A 20,085-nucleotide genomic window follows, 5' to 3' on the forward strand; every position below is an offset into this window, starting at 1 on the left:
CTTACGACAAAGCGTCAACCAGCTCTTTCAGGTTGGCATTCATGACGGAGATGTAATCCTCGCCATTTTTGAGTTGCTCATCTGTCAGACCCTCAAGCGGATTGAGCTCTCTTACCGTAGCACCTGTCGCGTCAGCAATAGCCTGCGCGACTTTGGGACTTACCAGCTCCTCAGAGAAGATGGTCTTGACGTTGTGCTCCTTCACAAAGTCAGCAATCTCTTTCATCTGCTGCGCATTTGGCTCCGCATCAGCCTCAACGCCTTCAATGGGCATCTGCTCAAGGCCATAGGCATCGCACATATACCCAAAGGCCTCATGCGAAACGACAATGGTCTTGTTGGGAAGGGGGTCGAGCTGCTTGCGATACTTGCCGTCAAGCGTCTCGAAGTCTGCCTGAGCCTTCTTGAAGTTGTCCTCATACAAATCTTTGTGAGCAGAATCCGCCTTCACAAGAGCGTCACAGATGTTTTTCATCTCGGCTATGGCGTTGACCGGGCTCAGCCACACATGCGGATCGGTGTCTCCGTGGTCATGACCGTAGCCGTGTTCGTGATCGTCCTCGTGGTCGTGATCGTCCTCGTCCTTATGCTCGTCCTCGTGGTCGTGCTCATGGTCATGCTCGTCTTCATCCTCATCGAGTTTTCTGAGCTCAATGCCCTGAGAAGCCTCGACCGCGACAAGCGTGGTATCCTTACCAAGCCCGTCAAGCACATCCTGAACCCAGTGCTCCATGCCAGCGCCGTTGTACACCAGAAGATCAGCTTCTTGAATGGTTTTCATATCTTTGGTTGATGGCTCCCAATCATGGGGCTCTGTACCTGCAGGCACCAGGCAGGTGATATCGGCGTAATCTCCCGCGACCTTCTTTGCGAAGTCATACATGGGATAGAAGCTGGCCACGATATTCAGCTTCTTTGTTTTTGAATCAGTCACACCCTTGGACTTGCATCCGGCGAGAAGGGCTATCGAACCCAAGCCAAGCACGCCAAGCGCGCTCCGGCGAGAGATAACGCCGTAACCGCCGCAACGAGAGGCGGTACCAAAACGAGAAACGCCTGTATCCACAGTGTAATCAAAACGCTCTGACATATCCAAACTCCTTCTAACTCAAACGTGAGCATTTCTTCATAGGACCCTAAAATGCACGAAAGCGAGCCACCTCAAGGTGACCCGCTTTCGCAATGTGCTGTAAGGAGTATACCTCATATAACTTTTATTGCCAGCAAAAAATTACAAGCAAGCGTATGAAGCAAACCTATGAAAGCGCTACGCCGCCAAGCCAGCCCCAGCGAGGCGTGGAGAGACCGCCGAGGTTGGAAATCCAAGATGACAGGCTTTGCGTGACGACATTGCCCGAGATGTTATGGCGAACCATACCGCCGCCGATGTAGATTCCGACGTGCCCGTAAATGAGCGCCGCAGCGGAACCTCCAAGAGACGCGACAGCGATAATCATGCCTGTTTGAATGGTGTTTCTGTCAGACGAATGGCACCACGAGTAGTACATGTCGCAGGCGTTTCCGTAGAAATGACCAATACCGGCATTTGAGAAAACGTTGGAAACCCAAGCGGCGCACATGCCAGCGCCGGTAGAGCCAGTATAGTTGGCGGCGCTTACGACCGCTGCCGCGGAGCCGGAACCTCCGGAAGAGCTTCCGCCTGAATTGGAGCCTCCATTATATGAGGAGCCGCCACCGGACGAGCCTCCGCCGGAATACGAACTGCTATTGGAATTTTGCTGCGCCGCGATGGCAGCTGCCTGCTGAGCCTCAAGAAGTTCCGCGTCACGCTGGGCGATAAGCTGCTTCACCTGATCATCCAAGCTATTTACATATTCAACGGCTTCGTTTTGCTTAGCGGTAATCTTATCGAGCTGCGCGCGCTGGTCAGCCTGAAGCGTCTGAAGACTTGCCTTCTGATTTTCAAGGTCGGCCTTCTTGTTCTCAAGTGCCTGGCGTTCTTGATCAAGGGCGTCACGCAGGGCCTTAACCTCGGCAATCATCTTCTTATCAGATTCGGAAATCTTATCCAGATAATAGATGTTGCTGGTTAGCTCCTCAAAGGAGGCGGAGGAGAGAAGAACCTCAAGCGCGCCCTGAGGACCGGCCTTGTAATTGCTGGACATGCGAGCACCAAGCTGCTTGCGCTTCTCGGCAATCTCAGCTTCCTTCTGCTTGATCTCGTCCTGCTTCGCCTCAATATCGCTCTGCGTGCTGTCAATCTGCTTCTGAACGTCTTCGACCTTGTTGTTCGTGTCGTTCATGGCGCTTTGCATGGAAGAAACCTGCTCTGAGAGTTCCTTGAGCTTTGCTTGCGCCACGTCATACTGGCTCTGCGCGGAATCAATATCACTTTGGGTAATTGCAAGCGCGGCGCGCGGGCGCAAACCGAAAGACGCCGTTATCGCAGCCGCGGCGACTCCTGCTCCCAAGAATAATTTGCATGCGTCGCGACGGGAAATCGCTTGGTCGTACCTATCATCTTTGCTCGTATGAGCATTTCGTCTTAACGTCATCGGGTCTCCTTGTGCATATAGGGAACGTGGGACCTATCCCGCTATTCTACCCGCTTTTTATGCTCTGCGCCAAATTTTTGGCCACACGATTGTGAATTTTTCGAAGAAAAGCTCTGTCTCTGGCGAGAAGAACCACTGGTAACTAGCGCTTTTATCGGTTCTCAATGTGCGCCACATTTTTAATAGAGATTGTCATTCTTCCGTCCGATTCGCGGATAAATTCAAGAAGCCCGGGGTGATTGGTCATTTCGGAAGGAAAGGTAATCTCAATACCGGTGTCCGTGCGAATCTTGTGGTTGCGCGCGATGCGGCCGGCAGGACCTCTCTTGACTGAAATTTCCTCCGGCAAGCGTTTTTCGACAGCCTGCGCCTCATAGCGCTCCTGAATCTCCGGTCTGTCCTCAAAAACCCGGCGGCCAACCTTCACGGGATCGACAGTTTCATCCACCTCAACGGCCGCGGCAACCGCAGCCTTCGCGCGGGAAACTTCCACCGCAGGTTCAAGGCCGTACTCTTCAGCCAAATCCTGAACAATTTCGGTGACTTCACTGATGACCTCGTGGCTGGACGCCTCAGAGGAACACTGCAAAAAGAGTTCGGGCATAACGAGCTTGCTCTGACCGGCCATCGACCGCTCCCGATCATGAAAGTCAATGGCGCCGGTATCCAAATCAATAACCGCGTAGGTATCAACTTTTTGCGTTGGACTTGGCAGCGTCGCGTCCTGCTTCAAAATCTCGTTGGAGCCGCTCAAAACATCGTGAATAAAAGACTGTCTGCGCGGAAGCACAACAATCGCAAAAAGCCGTCTGCCATTGCCCTCAAAGGCTTCATCAGCGGCACGCGCGCCAGACGCGTTGGAAACACCGCCGTCCTCGCCCGCTGTATCTGAAGCGTCCGCTAACGATGCCTTGGCATCGGTATCGAGATAGTCCGCCACCAAAAGATCGCACTGTTCGGTTTCATCCGCCTTACGCAAATTTTCCCAGAACCACTGAGCAATCTGCACCGAAAACTCCACGAATCCAAAATCGCCTGCGGTGTACTCCTGAAGTCCTCCCGCAAAGTTGCTCTTCTCGGCAAACGCACCGTGGCGAGATTCCGGATTAGACGTAATCTTGCGAAGGCGCCGCTGCACGTATGAGCGCGTCTGACGGTCTTCCAGATCCAAAGCGGTGTCGGAAAAGTACTTTGCACCCGTCTCAAAATCAAAGACGTGCAGGATAGCCTTGGAAACGCGAAGCATGTAAGAAAACCCCTAACGAAAAAAACGCCAAACCTTAGCGTGAAACGTGCAGAATCGGATCGCCGAGCTTGACCAACGGACGGCCGCCCACCAACGTACCCGACTCTCCCACCAGATCAATACGGCTAAACTCGTCCGCATTGGTAATCGTAATGACTACCACATTCTCGTATCCGGCGGACTCAATACCAAGCGAATCAAACGCGATGAGTGGCGCGCCCGCTTTAACATCGTCATTCACATGCACAAAACGCCTGAAACCCTTGCCGTTCATTTTGACGGTGTCAACGCCGATGTGAATCAGAATTTCAATGCCACCCTCGGTGGTCAAGCCAATTGAGTGGTTTGTTACGTTAGTAGCCGTCACGCGAGCATCACAGGGAGCGTAAATGCAGTCAAGACCCACAGGTAAAATGCCGTACCCCTCGCCAAAAAGACCGCTGGAAATTACCTCGTCATGAACCTCTTGCACGCTCATCAGCACGCCAGAACAAGGAGCGTATACGGTATCTTCACGCGTAGCGAACGTAGCCTTTTGCGGCGTCTCGTCATCATTGACGGACACGAATACGTTTTTGACCTTAGACCAAAGACTCATGATTCCTCCAGTACCTTCATCGTATGTGGCGAGAAGAACATCAACACATCAGGCTTATTCTACCTAAGGAGAGGATCAAACGGAATGAGCGGATATTCAAACTCGAATATCCGCTCGTGTGCTTATAAGGCGCTCTTGTCAGTCAGCTTAACTGATACGGCGATTGCCTCTGAAAATGATGCTTCTTGCCGTGAAATAAGTGAGCAAAAAGTAGCCACCGTAAATTGCAAGCACCAGCGCTATGGTCGTAGCTATCGTGGACGCGATATCAATGCCGCCCGCAAGAGATGCAATCTTTGTGACTATCGAAAGCGCTACGAACGCGTGGGAGCATGCGACGATAAGCGGCAGCAAGAAATAGACGCCAATCTGGATAAAGAGCGCCCGGTTCACCATGCTTCTCTGCGCGCCGAGCTCCGCTAAAACCCGATAGGCGCGGACGTTATCCGTTGCCTCTGAGAGTTGCTGAAGCGCGAATACTGAAGCGCAGGCAATGAGCAACACGAAGCCGATATACAGAGCAAGATAGGTCACGACTGCCGTAGTACCACCGGCTTGGGCGGCTAATTCTTTACTTGAAGAAATCTGAAGCACACCCCAGCTGTCGTTTTCATCGCCAAGAGCGATGCCATCCTTAAAAGCGGTATCTCGTATTTCTCGGAAGATCTTCTCACCGGCGTCTCCCGGCTGCGCATAGTTGATGAAGAGCACTGATTGCTCAAGAGACGCTCCTTTTGGTAAAGCCCCGTCAGCAACGACCAAAGTTCCTACCATGGAAAAATCGGCATTTCCGGACATCTTTAGTTCAGTGTCATAACCGCCTGAAACAGGACGATAGGTAGTACCGTACAAATCAAGTGACGAGCGTCCCCTTGAGAAGGTTTCCCAGAATTTTTTTATGTCTGAACCGGATGTAGACAAGACGAGATAGCCGTCAGTACCGAAATCGATGGTCGGAAGGCCCTGCAGCTGTCTCAAGCGATTGTACTGAGAGGCTGAAATGATTGGCATAGGGATGGAACCAGCCGAGCCGTTGGTATATCCGGCAAAGACGGAATCCGGGTCAACGCCGGCAAGCCCTGCAAACAGGTTGAACATCAACCTGACAGTGCCGTCGGGATTTTTGACGGTATAGGCATCAATCTGGGTGGAGCTTCCGACCAGATCGTCCCACTTCGCAGAGCGAGATCGCATGATCTTGTTCAGATCCATCGTTGTGATACTCTGGGGATCCATATTATAGTTCACCCTCATAGAGAGCTGCGCGTCTACTGAGGTGATAGAGCGATACTGAGCATTCATTGCCTCAACAAGCGAGAAGCCCGAACAAAAACCGCAGATGGCGATAAAGAGCATGGCGCAGACGAGAGAAATGGACAGCCAGGCCGTGTTAACTCTGCTGTTAAACTGACGCAGCGTAAATGGATTCAAACCCTGAAAATAGAAGCTCTTTCGTGTCTGAATGAAGCGGAGCAAAAAACCTGACATCGAGAAGAAAAAGAGCAGCGTTCCCACAGAGACCAAAGCAGTTGCGCTCAGGAATTCCCCATCGAATTGTTTCATGCCGTTATGCTGTAAAAGACGATACGAAACGCCGATGATCACAAGCGAGACAATAAAGAGGACAACAGATACGGCAAGATTTCTAACCTTTACATGCTCGCTGACCTTATCAGCATTGATAAGGTCGATAAGCTGATAGCGCGAAACCGTTACTACGTTAAAAAGAAGTGACACGCCGAACATGACGGCAAAGTAGACAACAGTGGATATGAGCGACTGCAACGAAAAGACAAAGGTAAAGCGGTCGATTTTCACGTCAAAGAGACGCGCGGTTGCGTACGTCATAAGTTGGGAAGCAAAAATTCCTAAGATGAGACCAGCCGCAAGGGCAAATACTCCTACAAACAGAGTTTCTAAAACAATAATTTTCGAGACGCCCTGTTTGGTCATGCCAAGTATGAAGTAGACGCCAAACTCATGCTTGCGGCGACGGATCAAAAAGCGATTGGCGTAGACCACCAAAAAACCCAGCACTACGGCGAGAAATACCGATACGCCAGAGATGACGTTTGAAAGTAGTTCTACGAGGGAGCGATTATCTGAGCTCAAATCTAAAACCACAGCCTGCTGCGTGAGAGAATTAAACGTGTAGAAGAGCGCGACGCCCACCGTCAGCGTCAGAAAGTACACACCAAAGTCCCGTAGGGACTTGCGCACATTACCAAGAGCAATCTTAGCGTACATCAGCGCCCTCCCCTCCCAGGAAGGAAACGACGTCCATAATCTCATCGAAGAACTGTTTGCGGCTCTTCTCGCCACGGACAATCTCATTGAAGACGCGACCATCTTTGATAAAGACTACGCGATGAGCATAAGAAGCCGCGAAAGAATCGTGGGTGACCATCGCGATAGTAGCGCCCGCGCGGTTCATGCCTTCAAAACTCTCAAGCAGGGAGCGGGCGTTCTTTGAGTCAAGAGAACCCGTCGGCTCATCCGCCAGCACCAAAGAAGGATTGGTGACGATAGCGCGAGCCGCGGCAACGCGCTGACGCTGACCGCCGGACATCTCATGAGGAAACTTGTCCAGAACCCCTGAAATTTCTAAACGCTGGGTAACCTTCTCGACACGCTCCAATGTCTCTTTGGCACCCACATGGCCGATAGTCAGCGACAGCGCAATGTTCTCTCGAGCCGTCAGCGTATCCAGCAAGTTGGCGTCTTGAAAGATGAAGCCCAGCCGGTCGCGTCGAAACGTCGCGAGGTCACGTCCGTGCAGACTGGTAATCTCCTGATCATCAATGAAGATATGACCCGCAGTTGGTTGATCGATAGTGGAAATGCAATTCAAAAGCGTCGTCTTGCCGGATCCTGACGGACCCATGATGGCGATAAATTCGCCGTGCTGAACGGATAGATTGATGCCGTCAAGCGCCTTGGTAATGTTGTTTCTGGTCCCGTAATACTTTTCAAGATTCTGACACACCAGCACAAACTTTGGTAAAACGGAACTGGAGGTTGGTTGAACTGTCTGCTGCATGTGTGTGCCGGAAGGAGCAATAGGGCCGTTGGACATGGAATTTCTCCTTTGAACGTCTTACGCCACGCATGAAAACGCGGACGCAACCTGCGCGATACGAATACGAGTCGCACGGCTTTTGCCGAGGTACATGGCTTTTGTCGAGATGCACGGCTTTTACCGAACCGTACCGCGCTTCTCGCCACTGTGCTTGACTCTATGGTCACGCAAACGCGCCTGTAGAGCCATCGATACACCTTACAAAAACCTTACGGTTTTATCACATTGCCTGAGCCACATTGCTTGAGCAATAATAAAGTTGGCACGTCGCGTCCAATGGTGAGAGAGGGATCGTTGTGGAGTTAGTAGTCAAACGGTTTTGTGAGCTCAACGCGGAGGAACTCTATGAAATCCTTTCGCTGCGTGCGGAAACCTTCATTGCGCAGCAAGGTATTGTCTACAATGACCTGGACGGTCTTGACCGTGTTGCCACGCATCTCTTCTATCTGGACACTCCGCGCGATGAAGACGCGCACGGCGAGAAAAACGTGGCCGCATACCTGAGAGTTATTGACTCCGGCGTCACTCATGACGGCGTCGCATACCCCGGCCCGACCATTGGCCGCGTATGTTCGCGCCGCAAAGGATATGGCATCGGTGGCAAGCTTTTGCGTGACACCATTGCGTATGTGGCGGAAAACTACGACGCTTCAACCCTCTTTGTCGAAGCTCAGGCTACCTCCGAAGTCGTCTACGCACGCGAGGGCTTTGAAGCTGCCGCTCAGCCCTCTGAAACCATCACGCACTATGGCATTGAGCATCACCTCATGACGCTCAACCTGGATCAAGCACGCAGAGCCCTCGGCATCGACGACGTTCCCGTCAAAATCGACGCTTCGCGCGTTGTCATCCGCCCTGTGTACACAGATGAGCTGCCGCTTTTGCGGCGCGTAAGCATCACTACATTTATTGATACGTTTCTTCCGTTCAAAACAGCCGATGATCTGGCCGATTATGTTCAGAAGGCTTACGATCTCGACGTGCTTAAAAAGGAATTGGCCGACCCCGAAGGCATCTTTTACTTTATCGAGGTGGACGGAAGGGTTGCGGGCTATCTGAAGCTCAGCGTTGGCTATGCTCAAACCGAGGCGCAGCGGGCGGATTCTCTGGAAGTTCAGCGCATCTACCTGCTGCCCGCATACAAAAGCCGGGGCCTGGGATCTCAGCTTATGGCTTTTGTCCTCCAACAGGCGCGCCTGCTGGGCAAGACGCGCGCCTGGCTTGGCGTATGGGGACACAACGAACCCGCGAAAGCTCTCTACGCCAAGTTCGACTTTAAGCCATTCGGTCACCACACCTTCGTCATAGGATTGGACCCGCAAACAGACGAACTCTGGGAACGAGACGTCTAGCTGGCGAGAAGCCCTTCTCGCCCACGCGCCGGCACGTCACGCTCAAGCGTCAAGCAAGTCGAGCATGCTCTCCCTGAAGGTAATCGTAAACGTGGTACCTGCTCCCACCTGAGACGTCACAGAAATGGAAAGTCCCATCTTCGTGCAGAGCTGATGCACCAGGTACAAGCCGATACCGGTAGACTTGGCATATCGGCGTCCATTCTCGCCGGTAAACGCCTTGTCAAAAACTCGGGAAAGATCTTGTTCAGGAATGCCTATGCCGTTATCCGCCACAATCAGTTCGGTCACGCGCGTACCGGTAGAAACTTCTTTTTGAACGGCTGACACCGTCACGAATGACGTTCCGAGGGGCAAATCTTCTCGCCTGTATTTTGCTGCGTTGATAAGCAGCTGGCTTACGATAAATGAAAGCCACTTCGGATCAGTCCTGACAGAACAGGCGAGATGCTCAAGGCGCGGCGTCACATGCGCGTCAATCAAGGCGCGCGCGTTAGTCCGAAGGGAGACGCGTACTACCTTCTCCAAGCTTACGGGGCGGATAGAAAAGTCGCGGTCAAGCGCGGTTCCACGGGCATAAAAAAGAGCCTGCTCAACAAGGGATTCAACTTTGGACAACTGAACGTCCATAGCGTCCGTAGCAGCGTCTGGATTATTCTGCGCTATCAGATGCGCCGCGGAGATGGGCGTTTTGATTTCATGTACCCACATTTCAATGTATTCGCGGTATTCTCGCGAGGCCGTTTTGCTTTCCGCGAGTCTATCCATCATGGACTTTGACATGGCGACAAGCGCTTCATGAAAAAGGCGCTCTTCATAGGTGGCGGGAATAGCCGACATCGAAGGCGCTAGAAACGCGTGCTCGCTCATCGCCGTAAGGTTTTGGGAAAGCTCACGATAAAAAGCGCGGCGGTGAATATAATCGGCGATAAGCCCTACCAGCGCTACGATGACAATCAGACAGATGCAGTACCAAATAACAAACGTATCAACACCAGCCACATACAGCGTAGCGTAGAGCGCCACAGACATAGCGAAAACGGCCAGAACGGCAATCGTTCGATTCTTGATGTATATGAAGAAATTCATACGCCGCGTTCCATAGACTCTTCAGCTCTTCCTGAGGGCTTACATGACTATATAACCAAGGCCGCGGCGCGTCACCACATACTCATGAACGCCAATGCTCGCAAGCGTTTGACGCAGGTGGCTGATGTTTACCGTCAGGGTGTTGTCATCGACAAACTCATCTGACTGCCACAGCTCTTCCTGGATACGCTGACGTGAAACCACGCTGCCGGCGTTCCGCATCAAAACCGCAAGTATCCGCAGCTCATTTTTGGTAAGCTCGGCGCTGCATCCTGAAGCGGTGACGCGGCACGCCGCCGTGTCAAGCGTCACTCCCCTGTGCGTAAGTTCCGCCGACGCCGCTTTAGCGCCCGTCCGGCGAAGCACGGTTGCGATGTGCATCAGCAAAATCTGGGCGTTATACGGTTTTGGCACAAAGTCGTCAGCACCAAGTGAAAGCGTCATGAGTTCATCGAGGTCGGAATTTCTGCTGGTAACCACGATGATGGCGATGTTGCTTTTCCGACGCACTTCTCGGCACACCTGTTGTCCGTCAACGCCGGGCAAATTAAGGTCTAAAAGCACCAGATCCGCGCTGGATTGCGCAATCTGTTCGGATACGTCTACAAAGGAGGTGAGCGCCTGCGCTTCGTAGCCGTTACGCTGAAGCAGGGTTACCAGTTCATCTCTGATATGTTGGTCGTCTTCGACTACCAGAAGTTTTTGCATCATTGATCCAGTCCGCACAAACGCACGGCGTTGACCCAGAACGCCTCGTACGTTTCCTGCTTTGAAGCCATGCCGACCTCGGCTCGTATAGTGGCGAGAAGTTCCGCGGAAAACGCCACCATCGCAGGTTCACACTCGCCTCCGCGCAACGGCTCGGGCGCCATGTACGGCGCGTCCGTTTCCGAAAGGATACGCGAATCCGGACACGCGAGCGCCGCGGCGCGAATGGCTTCCGAGCGCTTGAAGGTAGCGGCGCCGCCAAACGCCACATAACAGCCGAGGCTCACGAAAGGCTCCATGACCGTGAAGTCATCGGTAAAGCAATGCAAGTCACAACCGGCCTCGGGAACGCCCTCCTGCGTAAGCACCGCAAGCGCCACGTCATGAGCGTGCGTATTGCCCTCGCCGTCACGAAGATGCAGCTCAACCGGAAGTCCATGTGTGTGCGCAATGCGCAGCTGCTCACGGAAGGCATGCACCTGCACGTCTTCAGGAACCTCGCAATACGGCCCAAAATCAAGGCCTATCTCACCGACACCAACGGCGCGCTTGCTTGCAAGGAGCTGCTCGAGGCGATTCCTTGCAACATCGTCAAACTCACCGGCGGAATACGGGTGCGCGCCTGCGATAAGATGCACATTCTCCAAAAGCTCCGGAACGTCTTCAAAGGCTCCCGTGTATGTCGGAGGCTCAAGACCGAGCTCTGCAAAGCGCGCAAGATGACGGCGGGCCGCGTCAATGCTCTTCTCAAACCACGCTTCAAGAGCGACGGGATCGTTCCAAGTATCGGGAAACTCATGCGCAAACGCGGGGTCAATGGGGCATACCAAAAGCCGCACGCCGGCAAGAGCCGCGCGGGCAAGCGCCATTCCCGGATCATGTTCTTCCAAAGATCCAAGATGTCCATGGGTATCGGCCAGTGGCGCCAGCGGAGAAGGCGCAGAAAAAGCACGTCCGCGAGCGTCATGAAAAAGCTGGCCGTCCTCAAATGTCAAGGCGTCCACTTCAGCCATGGACAGGTGCGGTTTCTTTCTACTCATGCGAACCTCCTTCTGCAAGCGCTGCGGCAAGGCGCACAAAATCCTCGGGATAGAGCGTTTCCGCGCGAACACCAGGGTCTATGCCTGCGGCGAGAAGCCCTTCTTCAAGTGTATCTTTTTTGAAGGCTGAAGCGCTCATAGAATTGCGAATGGTTTTCCTGCGCTGCGCAAAAGCGACGTCAATGACTTGCGCCGTCTGAGCAAGCCGGCCCGCGTCAAGCGCCTCTCCCGTTTGTGGATCTGTCGCCTGCGTTCGCTCAAGGCGAACCACGGCGGAGTTCACACGCGGAGGCGGCATAAAGTTGCCCGGACTTACCTCAAAGCGGCTGGTAACACGCGCGCACAACGCAAGCTTCGCCGTATACGCGCCATAGGCCTTGGTTCCCGGCTGCGCGGCAATGCGGTCAGCGACCTCAGCCTGCACCATGACCACAGCCCTCTTAAGAGAAGAAAACTCCTGAAAATACTGAAGAATAAGGGTTGCCGCCACCTGATAGGGTAAATTCGAGACGAACTTGGTAGGACCAATGTAGACATCTTTCGCACGCGCGGACGCAAGCGCGTCCTTCTCGTCCGCAAAGACCTTCAATGAAGCGCAGGTAGAGCCTACCCTCTCAGGCGTTATCGCAAGAGCATCTCCCATAATCAGAGCAAAGGAATCCTGATGATCCTTTTTGCACGTTGCGTCCAATACGCGCTCAAGCTCACGATCAGCCTCAACGGAACAGACGGCGCGTGCCCGGTCCAAAAGGGCCACCGTCAGCGTCCCGAGGCCGGGACCGACTTCCAAAACCACATCATCAGGCGAAAGCTCAGCCAAGTTGATAATCTTGCGAATAACCTGCTCGTTTATGAGAAAGTTTTGACCAAGGCGATATTTTGTGGCAAGGCCGAAGGCTTCCAGCGTCTCACGCGTCGCACGAACGTCGGCAAGCCATGAGACGGCGCCGGCCCCAGAACAAGACCCGCTGTGGCACATTTCCTCGCGCGCCACGTTTTTTGGAGCGGATGACACGTCTTGTCCCTTATTTTTTGGACGTCAGGCGAGGAAAGAGTGCGTCTCCCTTGCTCACCGGCAAGCCGCCGGCAAGCCCGCCCCACGCGCAATCTCTTGCAAGGTTGTCGGAAGCGATTTCATCATCGCCAAGACTCATCCGATGAAGCACCTCGGCAGAGGTTTGCGGCATGAACGGCATGAGCAGATGGGCACTGATACGGATGGCCTCAAGCAACGCGTAGATGATTTCTTTGAGTTCGCCTGCACGCGCGGGATCCTTTGCCACGACCCATGGTGCGGAATCTTCGATATAGTGATTGGCTGCGTGAACGAGCTCCATGACCACGTCCTTGGCGCCCACGTAATCCATACGGTCCATGCAAGCGAAGTAACGCTCATAGATACCTTCGGCACGGGCGCGCAGAGGGTTGTCGAGAGGAACGTCCGCTCCATTGACGTCAGGCGTCGCTCCCTCAAAATACTTGTCGCTCATGTTAAGCGAACGGGAAACCAGATTGCCCCAGCTGTTTGCGAGGTCAGCGTTATAGACCTGCTCCATGCGGTCAAAGGAAATGCCGGAGTCCTCGCCGGGCGTAACGTCAGTCATGAAGTAGTAGCGATAGCCTTCAACGCCTAAAAGCTCAATGACATCCTCAGGCGCGATGGCATTCCCACGCGATTTGGACATCTTTTCCAAGGTGCCGGTTTCGGAATTGCGCACGTTCAAAAAGCCGTGGGCAAACACGCGCTCAGGCACGCTCTCGCCCAGAGCCATGAGCATGGCGGGCCAGATAACGCAATGGAAACGGATGATATCTTTACCCACCACGTGCATCTGCGCCGGCCAGAAACGCTTGCGTAAAGCCGCCGCTTCAGGAGAGCTGTCGCCATATCCTATAGCCGTATAGTAGTTGAGCAGCGCGTCAAACCAGACATAGGTAACGTGCCCCTCATCAAAGGGAACCGGAATACCCCAGTCAAAGCTCGTACGGGACACAGACACGTCCTGAAGACCCGAGGCTACAAAAGAGCGGACCTCGTTGAGACGAAAATCAGGCTCAACAAATTCGGGGTGCTCTTCATACAGCGCAAGCAGACGGTCTTGAAATGCGGAGAGCTTAAAGAACCACGACTCCTCCGTCACACGCTCAAGCGGACGATGGCAGTCAGGACACAGGTGCTGACCGGGCGTTTCGTGCTCTTCATCAGCCTTGTCCACCTGCGTCTCGGTAAAGTAGGTTTCCTCATGCACGCAATACCAGCCGTCATAGGAACCCTTGTAGATAAAGCCGGTCTCGCGCATACGCTCCCAAAGGTACTGCACGGCACGGCGCTGACGGGGCTCGGTAGTGCGGATAAAGTCGTCGTAGGAGACGCCAAGTTCGCGCCACAAATCCTTAAAATACGGAACTTGCGAATCACACCATTCCTGCGGTTCCATACCATGGTCGGCCGCGGCCTGCGCGACCTTCTCGCCATGCTCGTCCATGCCGGTAAGAAAGAAAACATCGTAGCCAGCCGCACGGCGAAAGCGCGCCTGCACGTCGCAAAGAAGCGAGCAGTACGCGGTGCCAAGATGCGGTTTTGCGTTGACATAGTAAATGGGCGTGGTGATGAAATACGGCCGCTTATCTTCGGACATGACTCTCCCTCAACAAACTTCAATAACTTTGTAATTGTACCGCAGGAAAACAGCATCGAAGCCGACAGTCACAACCTCATTGATTTTGCGCTGCTGTAAGAATAGCGGCATACACAACTTCACGATCAAGCGAGAAGACCTTGGAAAGTTTACGCGCGAGCGTGGATTTGCGCTCATGCGCCAAAAGTCCTTCTCGTATGGCGTCTTCCAGCGTAGTGCCGGTCAGCTGAGCGCCGTCTGAAGGCGAGGCGACCGAAGCACGCTTTCTGTCGATTGCGGCGCGCTCCTCATCGGTGGGAGGCGCGATTATGAGTACACACTCGCCCTTGAGGCTCTCGCGCGCAGCGATAATCGCAGCCAATGCCACGGCCGTATCGCGTACCACTTCTTCATGCAGTTTGGTCAGCTCCCGTACAAGCGCCACCCGACGCGAAGGCATGACCTCGGCAATGCGGGCAAGCGTCGCGGCAACTCGGCGCGGAGACTCGTATATGACCAGCGCGCCCGGGATTGCCGCAAGCCAAGTAAGGCGCTCCGTCTGGGCTCCATGCTTGCGCGGCAAAAATCCTTCAAAAAAGAAATGGTCACAGGCGAGGCCCGATGCCACAAGCGCGCAGGTCACCGCCGAAGGCCCCGGGATCACTTCTGTGGTAAAGCCGGCGTCAAGCGCAGCGTCAACCAAACGCTGGCCCGGGTCGGAAATTCCCGGCATACCAGCGTCAGAAACAAAGGCAACGCGCTGCCCCTGCGCAAGGCGTTCAAGCACGGAACCGACCTGAAACGCGATAACATGTTCGTCACAGCGCTGCAAAGACGCGCGCACGCCAAACGCCGAAAGAAGCTTTGCGGTCACACGTGTATCTTCACACAGCACAACGTCTGCCGCGGTAAGCGTATCAATGACGCGCGGCGAAGCGTCTGCAAGGTTACCAATGGGAGTACCTACAACAGAAAGTATGCCCGGTGATGCCTGTATTCCCATCAGTCAAGCATTCCTCTCTCAAAGGAGGCAAGCGCCACACGCGCGTCCCATCCCGCCAGAAGCGCGCTTGTTTTCCATGTCTGGAAAAACCATGCCGGACATGCACGATACGCCGCAAGCTGTCCTGCGGTATAAATCCGCTCAAGAGCGATGCGACCTTCGGCGGTCATCGCGCCTTCAATCGCAGGCAACGATGAGGACCACTTTCCTACCATGACGGGAAGATCTCCCGCCGATGCCTGCTCGATATATGCGGATTTTGCGTCAATCAGCCGCTGGACGCCGTAGGGACCCGAACAATCCGCCGCATTAGGCATCTTGTCCAGATGACAATCAAGCCATACCCCTTGGTATGCTTGTTGACTCATAAAACGCCGCCACCCGGATGGCCAACCGCCGTCAGGAAGTACGACCACAGGATCCTCACCGGCAGCGGCACGCACTTCTTCATATGCCTGCCGGTAATAGTTGCGCAGTGAATGACTGGGTATGCCTTCAATAACCCGCAGGCCTCTGCGAACGCGTGGCCGCACCTCATCGGCGACTTCAATTCCAAAGAACCCCGCGCGATGCGCGTAGCGCCTTGCAAGCTCCCCCAGCACCTCCAGCGATTTCGCGCGTGAAATACGCGTGCGCGGAGAGCCTCCGGGAGCCGCGTCCTCACCGTCAGGAAGCCCCGGATTGATAGCCAGCACAAACAGTACGTTAATTCCGATTTCTTCAGCCCACTCAAGCGCTTTGTCAACAGAGTCGATACAGGGCACATACGGCACATCAGCCGACAAGCCTTCTCCAAAGACATACCACGGAACAGGCAGGCGAACCGCGTTAAAGCCACGCGCGGCAATCTTGGTGAAATCATCCGGCTTCATAAAGGTATCGCGATGAGCGCGTACCAACTCTGCGTACTTCTCGCCGCCCAGAACTTGAGCCAAAGACGCCTCATCGACAGATGACGTGCGGGCAAAGGGCTCGGGAGTCACCCACGGTTCAAGGGTGAGCCAACCGGTAAGGTTTACCCCTTTGAGAGATGTGACGACAGGCATCTCTGCTCCCTTCTGTACCACGCGACATTTGTTTCTTACCGCAAGTATACCCGCCGCGCGCATGCCTTGTCGGCGCGGCGAAGCCAAACCGGCGAACAGTCAAACTGACGTTTATGCAGCGTAAATAGCACAGTTGAGCGGTGTTTCGTATACTTCCACGCGCGAAACGGACATTCCCTGGGAGGCAAGCCGGTCAAAGAAGTACTTCGCGAGGTTTTCCGCTGTCGTACGAAACGGAAGCATAGACAGGGAAAATCCCTCTTCTCGGAGGCACTCAACGGTCTTCTCCATCAGCGAGCCCTCCTCCACCAAAAAGGTATGATCAAGCTCAGCGGTAAGCTCTCGCAAACCCTTTTTGAAGACGCCAAAGTCTACAACCATGTCTTTGTTTGTGCCTTCATGCTGAAGCTCGTCTTGCGAAAGATATGCCACCACGCGCCAGCGGTGGCCGTGCAGGTTCTCGCATTTGCCGTAGTAGTCGGTAAGAAAATGCGCGGCGTCAAAGGAACTCTCGATCTTCAGACTATACATTGCTGTCGTTCTCACCTTCCGCTTTACGAAGATTGCGGTCACCGCGGTGATGGCGGCGGCGAGAAGTACCGTTTTGCTGCTCTTCTGATGGCGAGCTCTCTTGCGCTACATGTTGACGGCGCGGACGGCGGACGCGCTTCTCCTGGCTCTCGCTTTGTATAGACTGCTGCCGTATACCGCCACGGTCTCCCGGACGGCGTGTCCGCTTGACGCGACGGGTACCTTCCTCTTGAGGCACTTCTTCAACAACAGCCTCCTTTTTGAAGCGCTTTCCCGCAGGCCGCTGTTTTTCTCGCCTGTCTGCCTTGGGTTTTTGAGTGTCAGTCGGGTGGGGGGTACGCGAAAAATCATCCTGGAGCGTCTCATTGTCTTCTGCCTGATGACGGCGACGGCGGCGCGACGTTGTCGTTGCTGAAGGTGTCTCTGCCGCATCGTCTTGAGCGCGCTCAGAAACGCGGGAAGCACGTATGCGGCGCGTGCGCGGCGTTTTGACAAAGAGATCCGGGTTTATCTCCGGCTCGTCGTTCTCAATAAGACCATTCTCACGGTCAAGCTCGGCAAGCGCCATCTGGACATCAGGAGAGTCAAGCCTCTCGAGTACTTCTCGCGTTACGGAATCCGGACGGCAGGCGCAGTTAAACTCCTCCGACTTTTTCCGCGCGGCGTCGGACGCGGTCATATCACACAGAGGAATGCGGACGATTTTGCCGTTTTCCAGACGAATGGAGACCTCTTCTTTTGGCGTATTGTACTCGACGATTTTGCCGGTGCCCAAAGGCGTCTCAATAACGGCGTTACGCTTAGGAGCGCGGCCCTTGAAGTCCTTGTAGGCCTCAAATTCATAGCGAAGGCAGCACATCAGACGTCCGCACGCGCCCGATATCTTGGTGGAGTTGAGCGGCAAGTCTTGCTCTTTTGCCATACGGATGGACACGGGCTCAAACGAAAGGCCAAACCGCCTGCAGCACAGCTCCTGTCCGCAGTGACCGTAGCCGCCGATAACAGCGGCAACCTCACGCACGCCAATCTGTCGCATATCAATACGTTGATGAAGCTCATGAGAAAGATCTCTGACCAGCTGGCGAAAGTCAACACGCTCGTCAGCCGAGAAGTAACACACGACCTTCTCGCCATCAAAGAGGTACTCAACGCCGACAGGCTTCATCTCAAGATTTTCCTCGGCGGCAAAGCGGCGAAAAACAGGAAGAGCGTCGTCGCTCAGCTGCGCGAGCCTTTCGGCGCGGTCGAGGTCTTCCGGCGTTGCTACGCGAAGTACGCATTTAAGCTCCGCTTCGCCAATCCTGTCGGTCAGCTCATCTGCCGTAACTTTACGAGCATCGGCTATGGCAAGGCCAATCTCCTGCCCGCGCTCAGTCTGGCAGATAACGTGATCTCCCTCCTGCGCGCCTGAGCCTGACCAGTCGAACCAAAGTTCGCGGGCGGCATATGAAAATTTCACCGGGACAACGGTGGGCATGTAAGTGCCTCCTTGATAGCAAGCAGCATCGTCTCCATAACGAGCTGAGGAGTTACGTTATGCTCGAGGTTATCGGAAGCCGCCTGCACTGCCGCAAGCGACCTGAGTACCCCGCGCGTAGTTGTTCGTGAGGCGAGTCGGTCGACCACATCGGCGACATCCTCGTTCACGATTGGTTCAGCTATATTCTCGCAGCGGACAAGAACGTCTCGCAAAAGCGATTCCGCCGCCGCAAGAGCTTCCATCATACCTGAACGCTCGCGAGTAGTAAGCTCTCGCTTATTAGCCTTCTCAACTTCTTTAAGAGTTTTGTTCTCCAGAAAGTCCTTATGAGCCTCAAGCGCCTCTTCCTGAACGCGCTGAAGAACGCCTAACGGGATTTTTACCGCCGCGACAATTTCTTTGGCGTTTCCAAGGACGTCCCACGAATCGTTGCGAACGGTATCACCTACAGCTTCCACTACAAGACGGCGCACGTCTTCGCGCGACGGTGAGGCGAGAAAATCGAGGGCTCGTGAGGGAGCATGCGTCACGGACAGCGCTATGCGAGCCTCAGTGCGGCTCGCCGCCGTAGCGCGCAGCACCGCCGCAAGCGCATCCTTATCGGAAACAACACGGAAGGGCACTATCTGGCAACGCGAAACAATGGTGGGCAGCACTGTTGAGGTACTGCGGGCGCAGAGAATAAACACGGCGTCACGCGGCGGTTCTTCGATGGTTTTGAGAAGCGCGTTGGCCGCCTCCGTGCGAAGAAGATCAGCGCGATCCAGGATGTAAACTTTGCTTTGAGCCTTAACGGGTGCGAGGTTGGCGTCAGCGATAAGCTCTCTGACCTGCCCTATGAGATATCCCGTGACGCTTTCCGGCTTATACCAGTGCACGTCAGGATGGGTATGGCGAGAAACGCGAATGCAGTCTTCGCAGGTATTGTCTCCCCCATGCGGGCATACGATACCCTTCGCGACAGCCTCAGCGGCAGCAATCTTGCCGGATCCCGGCGCCCCAACGAAGAGATAGGCATGAGAAAGGCGCTTTTGCGCAAAGGCGCGCTGCAAAAACTCTCGCACGCGCGGCTGTTCCTGAAGGGTTGCCAGCGCGGGCATGGCCTCGGCCGTTGCAGCCTCAAAGGACATGAGCAGCCTCCTGAGACAGTTCGGGAATCAAATCGCTGAGCGCGGCAATAACGCGCGCATGAACCGTTGCGATGTCGGCGGCGGCGTCAATCAGCCGCACGCGATGAGGTTCCTCATTGGCAAGTCTGAGATACGCCTCTCGAACGCGCGTCTGTAAGGACACCCCTTCCGCTTCAAGGCGATCGGCTCCACCTTTGGTAGCGCGCTTGAGCGCCGAGGCGGGATCCAAATCAAAAACGAGCGTCCGACTTGGCGTTACACCGCAGCTTCCAAGCGTGTTGGCAAGATGCACGCTCTTCTCGTCAAGGCCACGCCCGCCCGCCTGATACGCGTAGGTGGAATCGAAGAACCTATCGCAAAGGACAATGGCTCCCCTGGCAAGGGCCGGCTCAATAACTTGGCGCACAAGTTGCGCACGGGATGCCTCGTAGAGGAAGAGCTCGCACTCATCGGCCATCTCGGCATTGGACGGATCAAGCAGAAGCGAACGAATCTTTTCTGAAATCCTCGTGCCGCCGGGTTCGCGGAGGCGCACGAGCTCATACCCCGTCGCGGCAAGCGCGTTGGCGAGAAGGTCGGCCTGAGTCGACTTGCCGGAGCCGTCCGCGCCCTCAAGCGTTATGAAAAGACCGTTTTGCAATCGCACGCC

General features: G+C 54.6%; 18 protein-coding genes. 1 reads left to right on the forward strand and 17 read right to left on the reverse strand.

Annotated features, from left to right (window positions below):
• Nucleotide 1: 1 nt before the first annotated feature.
• The 6 genes from HMPREF1527_RS03320 to HMPREF1527_RS03345 all read right to left on the reverse strand — a co-directional run bounded on the left by HMPREF1527_RS03320 (nucleotide 2) and on the right by HMPREF1527_RS03345 (nucleotide 7,400).
• Nucleotides 2-1,090 (reverse strand): metal ABC transporter substrate-binding protein, encoded by a 1,089-nt coding sequence (locus HMPREF1527_RS03320; protein WP_016477285.1) that lies wholly within the window; start codon nucleotides 1,088-1,090, stop codon nucleotides 2-4.
• Nucleotides 1,091-1,256: 166 nt separating this feature from the next.
• The gene (locus HMPREF1527_RS03325; protein ID WP_016477286.1) at nucleotides 1,257-2,516 is read right to left on the reverse strand and encodes a CHAP domain-containing protein; all 1,260 of its coding nucleotides are present in this window, start codon (nucleotides 2,514-2,516) and stop codon (nucleotides 1,257-1,259) included.
• Between the two features lie 151 nt (nucleotides 2,517-2,667).
• Entirely contained in the window at nucleotides 2,668-3,762 is a 1,095-nt protein-coding gene (locus HMPREF1527_RS03330) for a nucleoid-associated protein (RefSeq protein ID WP_016477287.1), read from the reverse strand.
• Nucleotides 3,763-3,796: 34 nt separating this feature from the next.
• A complete protein-coding gene (locus HMPREF1527_RS03335) occupies nucleotides 3,797-4,360 on the reverse strand; it encodes a PTS glucose transporter subunit IIA (RefSeq protein ID WP_016477288.1) in 564 nt (187 codons plus the stop codon).
• Between the two features lie 147 nt (nucleotides 4,361-4,507).
• Nucleotides 4,508-6,607, reverse strand: a complete 2,100-nt coding sequence (locus HMPREF1527_RS03340) for an FtsX-like permease family protein (RefSeq protein WP_016477289.1) — start codon at nucleotides 6,605-6,607, stop codon at nucleotides 4,508-4,510.
• Nucleotides 6,597-7,400 (reverse strand): ABC transporter ATP-binding protein, encoded by an 804-nt coding sequence (locus HMPREF1527_RS03345; RefSeq protein ID WP_051113110.1) that lies wholly within the window; start codon nucleotides 7,398-7,400, stop codon nucleotides 6,597-6,599. The genes HMPREF1527_RS03340 and HMPREF1527_RS03345 overlap by 11 nt, the downstream gene beginning before the upstream one ends.
• Before the next feature lie 335 nt (nucleotides 7,401-7,735).
• Between HMPREF1527_RS03345 and HMPREF1527_RS07555 the strand changes: the two genes are divergently transcribed.
• Nucleotides 7,736-8,791, forward strand: a complete 1,056-nt coding sequence (locus HMPREF1527_RS07555; RefSeq protein ID WP_016477291.1) for a GNAT family N-acetyltransferase — start codon at nucleotides 7,736-7,738, stop codon at nucleotides 8,789-8,791.
• A gap of 42 nt (nucleotides 8,792-8,833) precedes the next feature.
• On the opposite strand, the gene HMPREF1527_RS03355 is transcribed toward HMPREF1527_RS07555, so the two are convergent.
• The 11 genes from HMPREF1527_RS03355 to tmk form a co-directional block, all read right to left on the reverse strand.
• Nucleotides 8,834-9,880 (reverse strand): HAMP domain-containing sensor histidine kinase, encoded by a 1,047-nt coding sequence (locus HMPREF1527_RS03355; protein WP_016477292.1) that lies wholly within the window; start codon nucleotides 9,878-9,880, stop codon nucleotides 8,834-8,836.
• A 39-nt stretch (nucleotides 9,881-9,919) separates the two neighbouring features.
• Nucleotides 9,920-10,588 (reverse strand): response regulator transcription factor, encoded by a 669-nt coding sequence (locus tag HMPREF1527_RS03360; protein WP_035433668.1) that lies wholly within the window; start codon nucleotides 10,586-10,588, stop codon nucleotides 9,920-9,922.
• Complete coding sequence (locus HMPREF1527_RS03365; RefSeq protein WP_016477294.1) at nucleotides 10,588-11,628, reverse strand: TatD family hydrolase; 1,041 nt, start codon at nucleotides 11,626-11,628, stop codon at nucleotides 10,588-10,590. The genes HMPREF1527_RS03360 and HMPREF1527_RS03365 overlap by 1 nt, the downstream gene beginning before the upstream one ends.
• The gene (gene rsmA / locus HMPREF1527_RS03370) at nucleotides 11,621-12,643 is read right to left on the reverse strand and encodes a 16S rRNA (adenine(1518)-N(6)/adenine(1519)-N(6))-dimethyltransferase RsmA (RefSeq protein WP_016477295.1); all 1,023 of its coding nucleotides are present in this window, start codon (nucleotides 12,641-12,643) and stop codon (nucleotides 11,621-11,623) included. Before rsmA ends, HMPREF1527_RS03365 begins: the two co-directional genes overlap by 8 nt.
• A 10-nt stretch (nucleotides 12,644-12,653) precedes the next feature.
• Entirely contained in the window at nucleotides 12,654-14,267 is a 1,614-nt protein-coding gene (metG, locus tag HMPREF1527_RS03375) for a methionine--tRNA ligase (protein ID WP_016477296.1), read from the reverse strand.
• A 76-nt stretch (nucleotides 14,268-14,343) separates the two neighbouring features.
• On the reverse strand, nucleotides 14,344-15,249 hold the full coding sequence (gene rsmI / locus HMPREF1527_RS03380) for a 16S rRNA (cytidine(1402)-2'-O)-methyltransferase (protein ID WP_016477297.1): 906 nt from the start codon (nucleotides 15,247-15,249) through the stop codon (nucleotides 14,344-14,346).
• Complete coding sequence (locus HMPREF1527_RS03385; RefSeq protein ID WP_016477298.1) at nucleotides 15,249-16,295, reverse strand: glycoside hydrolase family 5 protein; 1,047 nt, start codon at nucleotides 16,293-16,295, stop codon at nucleotides 15,249-15,251. Before HMPREF1527_RS03385 ends, rsmI begins: the two co-directional genes overlap by 1 nt.
• A 111-nt stretch (nucleotides 16,296-16,406) precedes the next feature.
• Nucleotides 16,407-16,826 carry a 6-carboxytetrahydropterin synthase gene (locus HMPREF1527_RS03390; protein ID WP_016477299.1) on the reverse strand — a complete coding sequence of 140 codons (420 nt, stop codon included), beginning with the start codon at nucleotides 16,824-16,826 and terminating at the stop codon, nucleotides 16,407-16,409.
• Nucleotides 16,819-18,303, reverse strand: a complete 1,485-nt coding sequence (ricT, locus tag HMPREF1527_RS03395; protein ID WP_016477300.1) for a regulatory iron-sulfur-containing complex subunit RicT — start codon at nucleotides 18,301-18,303, stop codon at nucleotides 16,819-16,821. The genes HMPREF1527_RS03390 and ricT overlap by 8 nt, the downstream gene beginning before the upstream one ends.
• Entirely contained in the window at nucleotides 18,282-19,436 is a 1,155-nt protein-coding gene (locus HMPREF1527_RS03400) for a DNA polymerase III subunit delta' C-terminal domain-containing protein (RefSeq protein WP_016477301.1), read from the reverse strand. The genes ricT and HMPREF1527_RS03400 overlap by 22 nt, the downstream gene beginning before the upstream one ends.
• A complete protein-coding gene (gene tmk / locus HMPREF1527_RS03405; RefSeq protein WP_016477302.1) occupies nucleotides 19,426-20,082 on the reverse strand; it encodes a dTMP kinase in 657 nt (218 codons plus the stop codon). Before tmk ends, HMPREF1527_RS03400 begins: the two co-directional genes overlap by 11 nt.
• Nucleotides 20,083-20,085: the final 3 nt, after the last annotated feature.

This window comes from Atopobium sp. oral taxon 199 str. F0494 (assembly GCF_000411555.1).
GTDB lineage: Bacteria > Actinomycetota > Coriobacteriia > Coriobacteriales > Atopobiaceae > Lancefieldella.

Bases quoted from the DNA above. Each gene is read 5' to 3' on its own strand.
- HMPREF1527_RS03320 (WP_016477285.1), bottom strand. From the start codon at position 1,090: ATGTCAGAGCGTTTTGATTACACTGTGGATACAGGCGTTTCTCGTTTT.
- HMPREF1527_RS03325 (WP_016477286.1), bottom strand. From the start codon at position 2,516: ATGACGTTAAGACGAAATGCTCATACGAGCAAAGATGATAGGTACGAC.
- HMPREF1527_RS03330 (WP_016477287.1), bottom strand. From the start codon at position 3,762: ATGCTTCGCGTTTCCAAGGCTATCCTGCACGTCTTTGATTTTGAGACG.
- HMPREF1527_RS03335 (WP_016477288.1), bottom strand. From the start codon at position 4,360: ATGAGTCTTTGGTCTAAGGTCAAAAACGTATTCGTGTCCGTCAATGAT.
- HMPREF1527_RS03340 (WP_016477289.1), bottom strand. From the start codon at position 6,607: ATGTACGCTAAGATTGCTCTTGGTAATGTGCGCAAGTCCCTACGGGAC.
- HMPREF1527_RS03345 (WP_051113110.1), bottom strand. From the start codon at position 7,400: ATGCAGCAGACAGTTCAACCAACCTCCAGTTCCGTTTTACCAAAGTTT.
- HMPREF1527_RS03355 (WP_016477292.1), bottom strand. From the start codon at position 9,880: ATGAATTTCTTCATATACATCAAGAATCGAACGATTGCCGTTCTGGCC.
- HMPREF1527_RS03360 (WP_035433668.1), bottom strand. From the start codon at position 10,588: ATGCAAAAACTTCTGGTAGTCGAAGACGACCAACATATCAGAGATGAA.
- HMPREF1527_RS03365 (WP_016477294.1), bottom strand. From the start codon at position 11,628: ATGAGTAGAAAGAAACCGCACCTGTCCATGGCTGAAGTGGACGCCTTG.
- metG (WP_016477296.1), bottom strand. From the start codon at position 14,267: ATGTCCGAAGATAAGCGGCCGTATTTCATCACCACGCCCATTTACTAT.
- rsmI (WP_016477297.1), bottom strand. From the start codon at position 15,249: ATGGGAATACAGGCATCACCGGGCATACTTTCTGTTGTAGGTACTCCC.
- HMPREF1527_RS03385 (WP_016477298.1), bottom strand. From the start codon at position 16,295: ATGCCTGTCGTCACATCTCTCAAAGGGGTAAACCTTACCGGTTGGCTC.
- HMPREF1527_RS03390 (WP_016477299.1), bottom strand. From the start codon at position 16,826: ATGTATAGTCTGAAGATCGAGAGTTCCTTTGACGCCGCGCATTTTCTT.
- ricT (WP_016477300.1), bottom strand. From the start codon at position 18,303: ATGCCCACCGTTGTCCCGGTGAAATTTTCATATGCCGCCCGCGAACTT.
- HMPREF1527_RS03400 (WP_016477301.1), bottom strand. From the start codon at position 19,436: ATGTCCTTTGAGGCTGCAACGGCCGAGGCCATGCCCGCGCTGGCAACC.